Raw genomic sequence first — 15,736 nt, forward strand, 5'->3', positions numbered from 1 at the left:
TTCATACTGTTATTACTAAGAATTCGTTTTTTTTTCAAATAAATTTCACAAATCTTTATCTCAAGAACTTAGAACATGCTAAAAGGAGATAATAAGTATTTATGGTTTTTTTTAATAGTTATCTGGTTCACCTTTATAGTATGGGAAAATCAAGTAATAAAATGGGTTTCCTATGAAACCAGTTTTATTTTCAGGGTAGATTTATTCATTATACTACCTATACTAATAGCTATGACTATGTATGTACTCTACATAATTGTAGATCAAAAAAAAAAAAATAACTCATGAAACTAGTAGAAATAAACCCTTCGGGAAATTTTGATCCATGGAGTATTGAAAAGCAGAAAGAACTAGAAAATTTAAACCCAAACGAGCCCTTGGGCACTTCCCTGCTTTTTGAAAATGAAAGTATGAGACTTTGGAATATTTATTTGGAACCAGGTGAAAGATTACCATTTAGAATACAAAGAACCAATTACAACTGGATTTGTATGACAGGAGGCCTTGCCATTTCCCGATTTAATGATGGTAAAATTTGCTTGGTAAAATTCGACAAAGAAGATGTTGATTACTGGGAGTTCCAAAATAATGAGTTAATATGTGACCTTGAAAATATTGGCGAGGAAGAAATAAGTATTAATCTTATTGAATATTTGCCCACCTTAAAAACATTCGAAATTCCAAAATATCTATAAAGGTATTGATCCCCCATGATTATGATTTTTATATCTTTAAGATATGAAAATTGTTTCTACAAATATTGGTGAACCTACAACTTTCACTTGGAATGGTAAAGAGGAAAAAACCGGCATTTTTAAATACCCCATCAATGTGCCTTTATACCTTACCAAAAATGATGTCAAAAATGACACAATCATTGATCGTGTGCATCATGGAGGTGAAAATAAGGCATGCTATCTATTCTCAACTAATTTTTATCCCTACTGGAAGAGAAAATACCCACATTTAGATTGGAACTGGGGTATGTTTGGTGAAAATCTAACTATTGAAGGGTTAGATGAATCCGTGATAAGTGTTGGGGATATTTATAAGTTGGGAACTGCATTGGTGCAAATTTCGCAACCAAGAGAGCCCTGCTACAAACTGGGCGTTCGTTTTGGACATCAAAAAATCCTGAAAGAGTTCATAGACCATGGGCATCCCGGCACGTATGTTAAAATTTTGGAGGAGGGAGTGGTAAAAACTGGGGATAGCATGGTGCTAATTGAACAAAACCAAAATAGATTAACAATCCAACAACTCTACCGTGTAATTCTACAAAAGGAAAAAGATATGAAAATATTAAAAATGGCCATAGAAAATATGGCCGTCCCTGTCTATAAAAGAGAGCGATTACAAAAGTATATAACATAAAAAAAGGAGGCTACCCAACCTCCTTTTTTACCTGAAAATTAACTTAAAATAAACTAACTTAATCAACAATGACTTCTTTGTAGTATGTGTCATTGCTGTCTTTTACAACAACTGTATAGCTGTCCTTCAATGCATTTTCAAAATTGAAAGCTTTTTCAACTAGCATTTCATTATTTAATGTTTCACCAAAAACCAGTCTATTTTCACTATCATAAACTTTAATTTCAACTGATTTTTTATCAAGGTTTAAAAGATTTACATAAACCATATTCTCTTTAGACCTAAAAATTGGCTTAACATTTTCTTTTACCTCAAGAACATTTACCAAACCATCTTCTATATTAATGGAATACGCAATTACTTTTAAGGAATTTTCTACTTTTAGTGTATAAGATCCATTTTCTAATTGGCTTACATTAAATTTCTTATCATAGTTTTTATTGGCAACTTTCTCAAAATAAATTACCGCTTCTTTTGTATCTATAAGCTTAACCGTTGTCTCATTGGATTGGGTATCCATATGAAATACAAAACTTTTGGCATCTTTAGTAGCCGTTAAAGAATGTTTTGGTTCGTTTGCCATGCTCGCTACTGTAGTAAACATAAAGGCAAAAATTGCTGTGATTTTAATAATTGTTTTCATAACATTTTAAGATTTAATATTAGTAAATCATTTATGGTACAAACATACCTCACTTATCCAGCCTGTACTACCTCAGATTTTTCCTATTTATGTACTATTTTAACCTCAATGAACGTTAATATATTGTTAAGTGACAACAGAGCATATATTTTGGTTAATTTTGTAAAGAATTCCTACAAATGGCTTAACTAATTTTATATTATCAATTAGCAATACATGATAAAACAAAAACCTACTTTTGAATCTATAGAACCCGACTTTGGCCATTCTTTTACCTATCAAAAATTTGATGAGGATAAAGAGAACAATAACAATATATGGCACTATCACCCAGAGATAGAATTGGTCTATGTAAACGGTGGAACAGGTAAGCGCCAAATAGGCAGCCATGTATCCTATTACACCAAAGGAGATTTAATTCTTATTGGCTCTAACTTGCCCCATTGTGGCTTCACTGATAAATTAACTGGCAATAAAAGTGAGAGTGTTGTACAAATGAAGGAAAACTTTTTAGGAAATGGATTTTTTGACATTCCTGAAATGAAAAAAATCCAGAATCTTTTTGAAGTAGCTAAGGGTGGAGTGGCATTCTATGGTAAGACCAAAACTATTATTGGAGAAAAAATTGAGATATTAGAATACCAGACCGATTTTCAGCGGCTCCTGTCCATTCTAAACATCTTAAATGAACTGGGGAGTTCCCAAGAGTTTAAAGTCTTAAATGCCGAAGGGTTCTCCATAGAAACCGAAGTGAAGGACAATGACCGTATCAATGTGGTCTTCAATTTTGTAAAAGCAAATTTCAAAGAAGAAATTACATTAGATGAAATTGCAAATTTGGTAAGCATGACAGTCCCTTCTTTTTGTCGTTACTTTAAAAAAATAACCAATAAGACTTTTACCCAGTTTGTAAATGAATATAGGTTGGTACACGCTTCCAAGTTGTTGGCAGAAAAACCTATAAGTATTACGGAAGTTTGTTTTGAAAGTGGTTTCAATAATTTTTCTCATTTCAATAAACTGTTTAAGGCATTTACTGGTCAAAGTCCATCTGAATATAGAAATCAGTTAAAAACAGTATTACAATAGTGGAACGATTATTTGAGGAAAAAATAAACATAAACCTTCCTGATAGTGACATTATTTATTTCCCAAGTTTTTTAACTACTAAAAAGGCTACACATTATTTACACAAACTAAAGGATAGTATTCCATGGCAGCAGGATTCCATTTCCGTATATGGAAAAACCTACCCACAACCCAGATTAACAGCTCTTTTTGGAAACAACGAAAAAACCTATTCCTACTCCAACATTGTTATGCGTCCACATAAATTTAAAGGTGAACTTTTGGAAATTAAACAAAGTGTTGAAGATATTACAGAAACAATTTTCACCACATGCCTGCTAAATTTATATAGAAATGGAAAAGACAGTAACGGTTGGCATTCGGATGATGAAAAAGAATTAGGTTACAATCCTATTATTGCATCCGTAAGTTTGGGACAGGAACGTCATTTTCATCTTAGGCACAAAACCAATCCATTATTAAAGTACAAAATGGTATTGGAACACGGTAGTCTTTTGTTAATGAGAGGAGCTACACAGCACCATTGGTTGCATCAAATTCCCAAAACAGCAAAACAAATTAATGAAAGAATCAACTTAACTTTCAGGGTAATCCTATAAACACTTACTTAAAAAGGTCGTTCAATACTTTTGCTAAACGTACCCCTCCAATTTGCAACTGTCTTTCCACAGTTCCCCAATATTTATAACTGTACCTATAACCTACTTTCTCACCAACTTCAACAGAATCATAAACTTCATTTGCAAGTTCTTGGGATTCTTCCACCCAATCAAAAATATCTCCCTGCTGTAAAGCTTTTTGCTCTGGCTTGGATAGTTTTGGAAGTTTATTGGCAAGTTCTGTATAGCTTAATCCATAATCATCTATCATGTTGGAATCCCAAAGTCGGTGCAAATTAGACCCCCGTCCAAACCATTCCAGCTGTAAGTCATTCCCTCCTTTATCTTCCAAACGTCCTACATGCATAGGTTGGTGTAAATCTCCCACTAAATGAATAAGCATTTTAAGGTAAAAAATCTTATCAGCTTTTGTACTGCTTTCATCCTTTACTATTTCAATACATTTTTGAATACCAATTACAATATCCCCATATTCACTGGGTTCAACATCTGTATATTTTTTGTCGGCAGGAAAATTAACATAGTGCCATGCAGAAAATTTGGAAAAACTCCTGTCCGCTTTTATTTCATCTGCAAAATTGGCTACAGATGCCAAGCTCTCCGTACCCAGTAATTTTTTTAATTCCCTTTTTGTCTTACCATTTATATATTCTTGTGCCACTTCCCCGATGACCCGATGACCTGTTTTGGACCAGACCATATCATTGGAAAAAGAAAATTGTACGGACAATAAGACCAATAGGAATACTTTTTTCATATTAATAGAGTTTTTTCCAAAAATAAAAAAACCAATAACACACCTTAATGCTAATTTGGCAATTTTATTTCTTTTTTTTTAAATATTGACAAATGTTTATCCAAACCCACAAATTTGGGATTTTTTTAACGCTTTAAAGACTTAAATTTGGTTCTCCAACTAACAAAAAACTATGGTAAGACCTTTATGTCGTCTTTTCTTACTATTTATTTCCATTTCTTCCTTGGGACAGGAAAACAAAAAGTTTACTGTTAAATACATTACAGAAAACATTGAAATAGATGGAGTTCTTGATGAATCCATTTGGGAAAGCGCCGAAAGCGCCAATGATTTTCATCAATATTTCCCGTCAGATTCTATACAATCCCTTCTACCTACGGACATTAAAATGTTATATACAGATGACATATTGTATATAGGGATAACAGTACAGACCAAAAGCAGTGATTTTATCATTACCTCCCTTCAAAGAGATTACAGAGCAGGCGGTACCGATAATATTAGTTTACTCTTTGACACTTTTAACGATGGCACCAATGCTTTTTTGTTTGGTATAAACCCCTACGGGGTCCGTAGGGAGGCTCTAGTATCAAATGGAGGAGCGGACATAAGCGGATTCACCACTTCATGGGATGTTAAATGGAGGGGAGAATCTAAAATATATGATGGTTATTATACTTCCGAAATTTCCATACCTCTTTCCTCTTTCAAGTTTAATGAAGGGGAGACTAAGTGGCGATTTAACAGCTATAAATTTGACATGCACCTCAATGAACGTAGTACATGGGTACATATTCCACAAAACCAAATAATCATCAATCTTGCCTTTATGGGAGATATGTATTTTGAAAAACCTTTGGGAAAATCACGAACCCCGCTAGCCATAATTCCATATGTGAACACCCTATCTGCCAAAGATTTTGATACCAATGAGAACATAACCGATTTTAATTTTGGTGGTGATGCCAAAGTGGCCATTGGAAATGGAATGAACTTGGACCTTACCGTAAATCCGGATTTCTCTAATGTTGAGGTAGACAATATAGTGACCAACCTAACCAGGTTTGAAGTTTCCCTTCCGGAGCGTAGGCAATTTTTTATTGACAACAATGACCTTTTTGGAACCTTTGGAAACAATAGGGATGGCAATCCTTTTTTCTCGCGGAGAATTGGTCTAACAAAGAATAAGGATGATGAAACCATAGAAAATGGAATTATTGGTGGAATTAGGCTAAGTGGTAAGCTAAACCAAGACTGGAGAGTGGGTCTTTTGAACATACAGACCGAAGAGGATTTGGAAAACGAGGTCCCCAGTAACAACAATACAGTTTTTGCCCTTCAAAAAAAGATGTTTTCCCGTTCCAACCTAAGTTTCATTTTTGTAAACAGAGAAACTTTTAAAGAATATGATTTTCTTGATGAAATAGATAGGTATAACAGAGTCATTGGACTGGATTATAATTTAGCTTCCGAGGATAATACATGGGTGGGCAAGTTTTATGCCCATAAATCTTTTGCTCATGATAGTGGGGATGAAGACGGTTCTGCTGGTACAGAGCTCATGTACAATTCCAGAAATCTAAACTTTAGGCTCAGAGGTAATTATGTTGGGGACGATTTTAGATCAGATCTTGGATTTGTAAGAAGAACGGACATGTTGGCTGCCAGACCTTTTGTAGAATATGTATTCTGGCCCAAAAAAGGAAAATTAAACAGCCATGGGTTTCGTTTCAGTCCAAACTTCTTATGGAGACCTACCCTAGATTACAAAAATACGGATTATACCATGTTCTCCGCATGGGAGGCCAAGTTTAAGAACCAAGTGGAATTCTCAGTAAAAATGTTTAATAGGTATACTTTTTTAACAGACACCTTTGATCCTACAGGAGCAGAAGGTGCAATAGAATTGCCTGCGGACCAGGGATATCATTATACCAGCTATCAAATGGAGTACATATCTGACCGTAGAAAAACATTTTATTATGAATTAAAACCAGAGTTTGGAAAATTTTATAATGGAAATCGTTTATCAATGGATGGTTTACTGAGTTTTCGATTTCAGCCTAAGGTTTTTTTGTCCTTGGCGTTTAACTATAATAAGATAGAATTGCCCAATCCCTACCCCAGTGCAGATTTATGGCTCATAAGCCCAAGAGTAAATATTACTTTCAACAAGTCTATCTTTTGGTCTACATTGGTTCAGTACAGTAATCAAAGTGACAATTTAGGTTTTAATTCTAGGTTACAATGGCGTTTTGCTCCCTTATCCGATTTGTTCATTGTTTATAATGACAACTATTTTGTAAATACTTTTAGTCCCAAGTACCGTTCCATCAATCTTAAATTCACCTACTGGCTAAATATTTAGTATGAAATTCCAAATGCTTTGTTCCGATTTGGACGGAACCCTTCTGTCTACAAAAGATAATGTTTCGGATATCACCATTTCTGAAATTTCTAGAATAAAAGAAACCACAAAAATTGTTCTTGTTTCTGCCAGAATGCCCAAATCTATGACCTACCTTCAAAAAAGATTGGGAGTGGAGCAAGAGCCCATTGTATGTTATAATGGCGCTCTGGTTTTGGATGGCCAAAAAGAGTTGCATTCTACTTTTATGGATATGGAATATGTTGAAAAAGTACATACCCTAGCTGAAGAGCACCAAGTAAAACTTGGACTTTATTATAAAGATGAGTGGTATGTGGAGCAAGATTCCGAGCGTGTACAAAAAGAAATAAAATATACTCATTCCTCTCCCATTTACAGAAAAACAAAAGACACTTTGAAAGATTGGAAACAAAGAGAAATTGGAGCGCATAAAATTATGTTGATGGGAACCAAGGAAAGCTCGGACATTCTATTTCCATTACTTCAAAAAAACCTAGGACTGTATTTACATTTGTATCGATCCAATGATACCCTTATTGAAGTTGCACCTATATCCGTTTCCAAATTATCAGCCATCAAATTATTGTTACCTCAAAAAGAGGAACTGCAAGACGTAATTGCTTTTGGAGATAATTACAATGATATGGAAATGTTGAAGCATGTTGGTTGTGGTGTTGCTGTAGCTAATGGAAGAGAAGAACTTAAAGCCATTGCCAATTATGTTACTTTGCCCAATACAGAACACGGTGTAGCCCATTTTATAAAAGAACATCTTTAATTTGACTATATTTGAAAAGGATGCAAATTCCTTATTAAATGGACCAACCCTTTATTACCGATGATACCGTAGTCTTTGGATTACTTACCCTATGTTTAGGTTTTATTTTCTACACTTCTTCCATTAAAAACAGTTTTTGGAAAAAGTTCTATTCTATTGTCCCAGCAGTTTTAATGTGCTACCTATTACCAGCCATATTGGCCAGTTTGGGTATTATTTCTGATGACACTTCCAAATTGTATTTTATAGCAAGTAGGTACTTACTTCCAGCAGCATTAATACTAATGACCCTGAGTATTGACCTAAAAGCAATTAAAAATTTGGGCTCAAAAGCACTGATCATGTTCCTAACAGGCTCCCTTGGAATTATTATTGGTGGCCCTATAGCCATTCTCCTCGTGTCCATCTTTTCTCCTGAAACTGTTGGTGGAAATGATTTTGATGCTATATGGAGAGGCTTGGCCACTATTGCGGGAAGTTGGATTGGAGGGGGTGCCAACCAGGCCGCAATGCTGGAGATTTTTCAATACAATCCAGAGAAATATGGAGGAATGGTTTTAGTTGATATTGTGGTGGCCAATATATGGATGGCCATTTTGCTTTTAGGGATTGGCAAAACAAAAAGAATAGACAAATGGCTAAAAGCGGATACTTCTGCCATAGAAACCCTAAAAGTCAAAGTCTCTGAGTTTACTGAAAGAATTACTCGGGTCCCTACACTTAAGGATTATATGATGATGCTTTTCTTTGCCTTTACAGGCGTGGGAATATCACACTTTTTTGGAGGTCACATCAGTGAGTTCTTAACCAATACTTTTGATGCTGTTAATGACAAAAAAAGCTTTTTGTCATTTTTAGGATCAGGCTTCTTTTGGATGGTAGTTCTGGCAACCTCCATTGGAATTGTTTTGTCCTTTACCAAAGCTAAAAATTATGAAGGTGCTGGTGCCAGTAAAATTGGTGGTATGTTCATTTATATTTTGGTAGCTACTATTGGAATGAAGATGGATTTAGGTAGAGTACTAGAAAACCCTGGTTTGATTGTGATAGGGTTTATTTGGATCACCATACATGCTGCACTTATGATTTTGGTTGCAAAACTTATAAAAGCTCCTTATTTCTTTTTGGCAGTTGGGAGCCAGGCCAACGTTGGCGGAGCTGCATCGGCACCCGTTGTAGCGGCGGAGTTCCACCCATCATTGACGTCCGTCGGTGTACTTTTGGCGGTATTGGGATACGTAGTGGGAACGGGTGGCGCCCTTTTATGCGCCTATCTAATGGAAATTGCTTCAAAAGTTTAGTATTACACAAACTTTATTGATATTTGCCGCACTAAATATATAAGATGAAGAAGAGTTTATTTATGGCACTTATATGTGCACTTATAATTGCCTGTGCAAATGACACAGAAAACACAATGACCGTTACCGGTACCGTTAAAGGATTAAAGAAAGGTGTTCTGTATTTGCAAAAAGTTCCAGATTCTACGGTTGTAACCATTGATTCTTTGCAAATAGAAGGAGATGGAAATTTCACCTTTAAAACGGAGTTGGAAAGTCCGGAAATTTTTTATCTCTACCTAAGCAAAGAAGACAATAATGATATTAATGACCGTATTACTTTTTTTGGAGAGCCCGGTGTTATTACTATAAACACAGCATGGAATACTTTTGATACAAATGCAAAAATAACAGGTTCCCAATCTCATGAAAAACTGGAAGAGTATAGAAAAGTAATGTCCAGATACACCAAAAAGAATTTAGAAATTCTTCAGATTGCCTATGATCCAAAAATACCTAAAGATTCGTTGGTTATGGATTCCATAAAAAAAGTTAGCGATCGAAATATTCTTGGAGGGTATCTATATTCCATAAATTTTGCCATCAACAACAAAGACTCATATATAGCTCCATATATTGCTGTTAAAGAAGTGCCAGATGCAAACAAAAAGTATTTGGACTCTATACACAATGTGCTGACCCCAGAGGTGGCCAACTCTAAATATGGAAAGGAATTAACTGCATATTTGGAACGTATAAAATAATACAACATTATTGGTCATAAAAAAAGCACCCTATTCGGGTGCTTTTTATTTATTGATTATTGTCTATTACGACAACTTATTCAATTTTTCTATAAGGCCTGTAGCTTTTTCTTCAAGTTCCACTCGTACCTTTTTAAGATGGGAGCTTCTATTTTCAACATCTTTTTTATTTACTTTTTCAATAAGGTCATCAAAAACTTTGATTGCACTGTCTATGATACTTGAACCCTCTTTTGAATCTGGCTTTTTTGAAGTGGCTTCCCACACATAAACTGCCTCAATAATATCTCCCAATACAAAATTGATATCTTTTTTTAAATCTCTAATACTTGCCATAACTCTATTTTTTTACAAAAATACTCTTTATTGATTAAATAGTTACCTCTAATAATTTAGTGCCTGTAGTCTTAAATGATATTGTAGTTGAATTTGCTGGAACTAAAATGGTTTCCCCTTTTTTAATGTGGGTTTCTCCTACCACATTATTAATAGTAACAGCACCATCTACACACATATAGATAGTAAAAGAGTCTCTATCAGTCACATCTTGTTTCATATTTTCTGAAAGATTTATATAGTTGGTCCTAAAATAGGGACAATCTACCATAGAATTCACTTTATTCTTTTCTGCGGAATAATCCACTACAAAATCATCTTTCTTATCGTAATCAATGGCGTCTAAAGCCATTTCTGTATGCAGCTCCCTTAAATTACCATTTTTGTCACGCCTATTAAAGTCAAAAACTCGGTAGGTAACATCTGAAGTTTGCTGAATTTCGGCCAAAAGGACTCCAGCTCCAATAGCGTGTACTTTCCCAGTATTAATAAAAAAAGTATCGCCCTCTTTTACAGTTTCGTAGTTCAACAAATCCAACAAAGTATTGTTCTCCATACTTTTTGCATACTCTTCTTTGGAGACATCTTTATTAAAGCCAACAATTAAGTTAGCCCCTTTATCAGCATCCATTATATACCACATTTCCGTTTTACCAAAAGAATCATGGCGTTCTTTGGCCAATTCATCGTTTGGGTGTAACTGAATGGATAAGTCCTGTTTGGCATCAATAAACTTTATAAGAATTGGAAACTCCTTTCCAAAACGCTCCACAACGCTTTTCCCCAATAATTCCTCAGCATTTGTTTCTATTAACTGCTGAAGCGATGTTCCTGCCAAATCTCCATTTGAAACCACTGAAACATCCCCTTTTACGGTTGAAAGTTCCCAGCTTTCTCCAGTAATATCGGTTTCAATTGGTTTTCCTAATACATCTTTAAGTTTTGTACCTCCCCATAATCTTTCCTTTAGAATGGGCTTAAATTTTAATGGATATAATTTCATTTCTTACTTCTAGTTTTTAGGGGTGTTATCCCGTATAAGTTACATAGTTACGTTTGGTTTCATACAAAATAACTTCCAGCTTCTTTGATTTTTCTATATGGGGCCTTAACTTTTCCCATATAACCATTGCAATATTTTCTGCGGTGGGGTTCAAGTCTTTAAACTCAGGAACTTCAACATTTAAATTTTTATGGTCAAAGGCATTTTCTATTTCTTCAAGTATTAAAGTTTTTAAAACCTTCATATCCATTACAAAACCAGTTTCTACGTCAATCTCACCAGTTACACTCACAATCAACTCATAATTATGCCCATGAAAGTTGGGGTTACTGCACTTGCCAAAAATAGATTCATTTTTATCATTGCTCCAATCCGGTCTATATAACCTATGGGCCGCATTAAAATGTGCTTTTCTACTAACTTTTGCTTTCATATCTATTCTATTCTTTATGAAAATGGGCATAAAATTTTTCAAAGATAATTTTAAACCAAACCGTATAATTCTCTGGAAATAGAGCAATATCCTCTTTAATGTTCTCAGGGTGCATCCATTTCCAATCTTCTACTTCCTCAGGATTTATTTTTGGTTCATCATTATAAGTTCCAATCATAACATGATCGAACTCATGCTCTGTAAGACCATTTTCAAAGGGAGCTTTATATGTAAATGAAAAGATTTCCTCCAATTCAACTTGAAAACCCATTTCCTCTTGTAGCCTTCGTTTACCCGCTTGTATATTAGTCTCCCCTTCTCTTTGATGACTACAACATGTATTGGTCCATAGCAAAGGAGAATGGTACTTATCCGCTGCTCGTTGTTGTAACATTATTTCCCCTTTCTTATTCAAAATAAAAACTGAAAAAGCTCTATGAAGCAAAGCTTTCTGGTGAGCCTCCATTTTGGGCATTACACCTATTTGCTCATCATTTTGGTCTACCAAAATCACGTTTTCCTCTATCATTCTACAAAAATACGAGGTTTGTTCAATTTATCTGGTTACCAGCTATAAAAAAGCACTTTTTTCGAAAGTGCTGTTTAAAACAAATCTGTAATTCTTTATTAAAAGAAACGTGGAGATTTAAGATTGTTTAGTGCTTTTATGAAATCATATCTAAAAATAACTTCAAAAGAGCCATCATTAAAAATAGCCTGTCCCAATTCTGTTACTTCCCTATCATAAGCTATTCCAATAAACAATTGTTCTGTAGCATGAAACCCTGCCAAGCCACTAAAAGCTGCATCCCAACGGTAGGCCGCTCCCAATACAAATTTTTCATTCAACATAAAATTGGCAGACAAATCCAACTGCAATGGAGCTCCTTGGGTTATTTTGGACAAAATAGTCGGTTTAAACTTCAAATAAGAATTTAAATCAAAAACGTATCCTGTGATAAAATAAAAATTCATTTGTTCCTTGGCGGTTGACAAGGAAGACTCATCAAAATGCGAAGTTTCCAAAAATCTTGGAACAGATAATCCAGCATAAAATTTGTTGGTATGATAATACACCCCCGCTCCAATATTTGGGGAGAATCTATTTTGTATGTCTTGTTGTAAAGTTGGGTCAGGACTAAATTGATTTAATTCCGAATATCTAATATCCAATAAATGGGCACTTGCCTTAAAACCAAAACTTAACCTAGCCTCTCTAGAGGTACGTATAGTATAAGAAAAGTCCAAATCAAAATATGTCTCAGAAGTTGGCCCAATAGCATCGTTAACAACAGAAAGTCCCATTCCCATTCCCCTATAGCCCACTGGGGTATGTATATTTAAAGTCTGAGTTTTTGGAGCACCATCCAAACCAAGCCATTGAGACCTATGTAGGGCAGCAATACTTAAGTGCCCCCTTGAACCTGCATAGCCTGGATTAACACTTACTGTATTATACATATACTGAGTGTATTGTGCGTCTTGTTGGGCAAACAAAGAAATGGTAGTCAATAAAAAAGCACACAAGCCTAAGAAAAGATTCCCTTTTTTAAATAAAATATTTTTTTTGGTGAAAACCGACATCTTTTCTTTTATCTGTTTATGTATATATATCCGGACAAGCTTTGCATATTTCCTGATGAATCTTCATAGTCCAGTACATAGAAATACGTTCCTACGGGAAGTTTATTGTCTTGATCTACAGTTATTCTTCCTTCGGAAGTTCCATCGAATACATTTCCTTCTGTATTATATGCTTTTGTCATATAAACAAGAACACCCCATCTATTATAGATATTAATGGTATTATTAGGATAGTTTTCTAATCCACTTATTGCCAAAACATCATGTATACCATCACCATTTGGTGTCAATACATTAAATACTTCTATTTCTTCTTCGGTTTCACCCAAATCTGAATCTAAGTAATTTGGAATACCATCACCATTGGAATCGTCATTTACGTAATTGCCATCACCATTCAAATCTTCGTCAATGGTCTCAATACCATCATCATCATCATCAGAATCCCTATAGTCCGATTCCAAATCTGAATCTGTATTTGGCAAGTTATTTATTGGGTCATCAATTTCATCATTGACATCTATATCTATTGTTGTACCACCTTCATAACCATCGTCCAGTCCATCATTATCTTTATCAGATCCTGTAAATAGAACATCTGCTATTCCATCATGGTCATGATCATGTGCCTCAATAGCATCCAAAATATTATCATTGTCGCTATCATCATCTAAATAATCTGGTAAACTGTCCCCATCTGTATCTACGGGGAACAATCCTACGTTTCCATTATCTTCATAGGCATCATCCAGACCATTGTTATTAGCATCCAGACCGCTAGGTGGTATATAACCTGATGTAGTCTGTGCTTCCACATTGTCTGGAATACCATCATTGTCACTATCAATATCCATATAATCCGCAAATCCATCACCATCAGAATCTGTTGGATTGGTGGATGGGTCGTTGTCACCATCTAAATTTAAATCTTCAAAGCTATCAAGGATACCATCATTATCTGCATCCAAATTGGTAATACCCATTGGATTTACAACAACGGTGATTGTTCCCGTACTGCAATTACCTAAGCTGTCACATACTGTATAGGTGAATGTATCTGTACCCACAAAACCATTGTTGGGTATATAGGTTATAGTATCATCTGATGGATCATTCGGTGTTCCATTATCATTAATTACTACAACACCATTCGTAGGAATTGTGGCCGTCAATGTACCTGTATTTGGCACATCATTATCATTTGACAAAACATCGATATCAACAGGGATGTTTTCATCTGTGACAACAGAATCATCAAACGCATCCACAATTGGCAATACATCCACATTTACTGTAGCGGTACTACAATCACCCAAAGCATTACAAACTGTATATGTAAAAGAATCTGAACCGTTATAATTAGGATTTGGAATATAGGTCAAAATATCATCTGATGGGTCATTGGGCGTACCATTGTCATCAATGGATACGGAACCATTTAGTGGTCCTGAAGCTGCTAAGGTACCATCTGTAGGTAACCCACTATCATTAGCATAAATATCTATTACCACTGAATCATCCTCATCTACCGTAGCAACATCATTTACTAAGCTGGCAGCTTGTTGCATACAAACAACTGTGAAACTGGGAAGTTCAATTGAATTACCTGCTTTTGTAATAGTTGGAGTATAACGTACTACGCTTTGGGTTGCCGTTACAACCGGTCTTGCTTGGTCTCCTGATACCGCTGGACTCCAACTCACTGTTGCCGAACCAGAAATACTGGCCGAAATGTCCAAGGTGACTTCATTGTCGGGTACATTACACTCCGTTAAAATGAAATATCCTGTAGCATTGGAGCCGCACAAGGTGCCATCATAAGTGGCAAAATACACTCCGGGCATTGTAGCTTCATAGAAAAAATCTGTTCCAAGAACAGTACTTGTGTCCGAAGCTTCAAACCACTGATAATTATTTTCATCGGTGCTATTAGGTGCTTGCAATAAAAACTGTGCATTGGCCCAATGAGAACTCAGTAATGTAAGTACTAAGCTTATGAATAAAAATTTATATATTTTGATTGTCTTCAAATCTTTTGAATCTAATTTTTATTCAATTACTTATTTTACAACAAACACTACATTAATCAATGAATTATAATCCGCTGGTGAAGCAATGACATCATAGGTCATTACACCAAATTCATTAACTGAAACATTGGCAAATACGCTATTATCATAATATGTTACATAGTAATACAATTCAGTATTTGTATACGTTGGTATTGCAGCTGGAGCTAGGTTACTAGAAACCATAGGTGTTCCAAATTGTGTTGTATACTCCGTATATAAGTTCAATATTCTTCCCGTCCCAGTTGTAGAAGCATCAACAGCTATCGATGGTGGATAGAATATTCGCGCTGCCTTAGAAACAATTGGGGCCATAGCTTGTACAGCTCCTTCAACCGTTGTTTCGTTTGCCGCATCTCCATCCGTATCTACTGCTGTAACTAAATTTACCTCTCCGGCGGTCTGGTCGTCAGTATTTACTGAACTTAAATTTACAGTCTCGTTTGCTGCTCCATCTTGGGCCAAGGTCAAGGTCGTACCATCAAAGGTCAATCCGGTTACCGATTCGTTACCAATTACAGCATCAGCATCGTCCGTGTTCAAGGCTGCAAGCTCTGCATCCGTGGCAAAGGTCGTGTTCAAGTCCACTCCCGTTGCGCCAGCTGCGGCATTGGTCA

General features: G+C 35.4%; 17 protein-coding genes. 8 read left to right on the top strand and 9 right to left on the bottom strand.

Going from position 1 to position 15,736, the window contains the following annotated elements:
• Positions 1 to 284 precede the first annotated feature (284 nt).
• Complete coding sequence (locus GGR42_RS05350) at positions 285 to 695, top strand: hypothetical protein (protein WP_167961587.1); 411 nt, start codon at positions 285 to 287, stop codon at positions 693 to 695.
• 43 nt (positions 696 to 738) lie between these two features.
• Positions 739 to 1,374, top strand: a complete 636-nt coding sequence (locus GGR42_RS05355) for an MOSC domain-containing protein (protein WP_167961589.1) — start codon at positions 739 to 741, stop codon at positions 1,372 to 1,374.
• 58 nt (positions 1,375 to 1,432) lie between these two features.
• On the opposite strand, the gene GGR42_RS05360 is transcribed toward GGR42_RS05355, so the two are convergent.
• Positions 1,433 to 2,017 (bottom strand): hypothetical protein, encoded by a 585-nt coding sequence (locus tag GGR42_RS05360; protein ID WP_167961591.1) that lies wholly within the window; start codon positions 2,015 to 2,017, stop codon positions 1,433 to 1,435.
• A 216-nt stretch (positions 2,018 to 2,233) separates the two neighbouring features.
• On the opposite strand from GGR42_RS05360, the gene GGR42_RS05365 reads away from it, so the two are divergent.
• Positions 2,234 to 3,106: an AraC family transcriptional regulator gene (locus GGR42_RS05365; protein ID WP_167961593.1), complete on the top strand. Its 873-nt coding sequence runs from the start codon at positions 2,234 to 2,236 to the stop codon at positions 3,104 to 3,106.
• Positions 3,106 to 3,705 (top strand): alpha-ketoglutarate-dependent dioxygenase AlkB family protein, encoded by a 600-nt coding sequence (locus GGR42_RS05370; RefSeq protein WP_167961595.1) that lies wholly within the window; start codon positions 3,106 to 3,108, stop codon positions 3,703 to 3,705. Before GGR42_RS05365 ends, GGR42_RS05370 begins: the two co-directional genes overlap by 1 nt.
• A gap of 4 nt (positions 3,706 to 3,709) precedes the next feature.
• On the opposite strand, the gene GGR42_RS05375 is transcribed toward GGR42_RS05370, so the two are convergent.
• Positions 3,710 to 4,483: a S1/P1 nuclease gene (locus GGR42_RS05375; protein WP_167961597.1), complete on the bottom strand. Its 774-nt coding sequence runs from the start codon at positions 4,481 to 4,483 to the stop codon at positions 3,710 to 3,712.
• Positions 4,484 to 4,655: 172 nt separating this feature from the next.
• On the opposite strand from GGR42_RS05375, the gene GGR42_RS05380 reads away from it, so the two are divergent.
• Genes GGR42_RS05380 through GGR42_RS05395 form a run of 4 tightly spaced genes read left to right on the top strand, consistent with a single transcriptional unit; the run spans position 4,656 to position 9,694 of the window.
• Complete coding sequence (locus GGR42_RS05380; protein ID WP_167961599.1) at positions 4,656 to 6,851, top strand: DUF5916 domain-containing protein; 2,196 nt, start codon at positions 4,656 to 4,658, stop codon at positions 6,849 to 6,851.
• 1 nt (position 6,852) lies between these two features.
• Positions 6,853 to 7,650 carry an HAD family hydrolase gene (locus GGR42_RS05385; protein WP_167961601.1) on the top strand — a complete coding sequence of 266 codons (798 nt, stop codon included), beginning with the start codon at positions 6,853 to 6,855 and terminating at the stop codon, positions 7,648 to 7,650.
• Positions 7,651 to 7,688: 38 nt separating this feature from the next.
• Complete coding sequence (locus GGR42_RS05390; RefSeq protein WP_167961603.1) at positions 7,689 to 8,951, top strand: DUF819 family protein; 1,263 nt, start codon at positions 7,689 to 7,691, stop codon at positions 8,949 to 8,951.
• 44 nt (positions 8,952 to 8,995) lie between these two features.
• On the top strand, positions 8,996 to 9,694 hold the full coding sequence (locus GGR42_RS05395) for a DUF4369 domain-containing protein (RefSeq protein ID WP_167961605.1): 699 nt from the start codon (positions 8,996 to 8,998) through the stop codon (positions 9,692 to 9,694).
• Positions 9,695 to 9,760: 66 nt separating this feature from the next.
• On the opposite strand, the gene GGR42_RS05400 is transcribed toward GGR42_RS05395, so the two are convergent.
• From GGR42_RS05400 to GGR42_RS05430, 7 genes are all read right to left on the bottom strand, one after another.
• Positions 9,761 to 10,030, bottom strand: a complete 270-nt coding sequence (locus tag GGR42_RS05400) for a hypothetical protein (RefSeq protein WP_167961607.1) — start codon at positions 10,028 to 10,030, stop codon at positions 9,761 to 9,763.
• Between the two features lie 34 nt (positions 10,031 to 10,064).
• A complete protein-coding gene (locus GGR42_RS05405; protein ID WP_167961608.1) occupies positions 10,065 to 11,033 on the bottom strand; it encodes a type I phosphomannose isomerase catalytic subunit in 969 nt (322 codons plus the stop codon).
• A 25-nt stretch (positions 11,034 to 11,058) separates the two neighbouring features.
• Positions 11,059 to 11,466 carry a 6-pyruvoyl trahydropterin synthase family protein gene (locus GGR42_RS05410; RefSeq protein WP_167961610.1) on the bottom strand — a complete coding sequence of 136 codons (408 nt, stop codon included), beginning with the start codon at positions 11,464 to 11,466 and terminating at the stop codon, positions 11,059 to 11,061.
• Between the two features lie 7 nt (positions 11,467 to 11,473).
• Positions 11,474 to 11,995: an isopentenyl-diphosphate Delta-isomerase gene (gene idi, locus GGR42_RS05415; protein ID WP_167961612.1), complete on the bottom strand. Its 522-nt coding sequence runs from the start codon at positions 11,993 to 11,995 to the stop codon at positions 11,474 to 11,476.
• Between the two features lie 98 nt (positions 11,996 to 12,093).
• The gene (locus GGR42_RS05420) at positions 12,094 to 13,050 is read right to left on the bottom strand and encodes a PorP/SprF family type IX secretion system membrane protein (RefSeq protein ID WP_167961614.1); all 957 of its coding nucleotides are present in this window, start codon (positions 13,048 to 13,050) and stop codon (positions 12,094 to 12,096) included.
• A gap of 8 nt (positions 13,051 to 13,058) precedes the next feature.
• Positions 13,059 to 15,080 (bottom strand): Ig-like domain-containing protein, encoded by a 2,022-nt coding sequence (locus tag GGR42_RS05425; protein WP_167961616.1) that lies wholly within the window; start codon positions 15,078 to 15,080, stop codon positions 13,059 to 13,061.
• A gap of 30 nt (positions 15,081 to 15,110) precedes the next feature.
• A partial coding sequence (locus GGR42_RS05430; RefSeq protein WP_167961618.1) for a hypothetical protein occupies positions 15,111 to 15,736 on the bottom strand: 626 nt, incomplete at its 5' end.

The sequence above is a fragment of the Saonia flava genome (assembly GCF_011927795.1).
Taxonomy (GTDB): domain Bacteria; phylum Bacteroidota; class Bacteroidia; order Flavobacteriales; family Flavobacteriaceae; genus Saonia; species Saonia flava.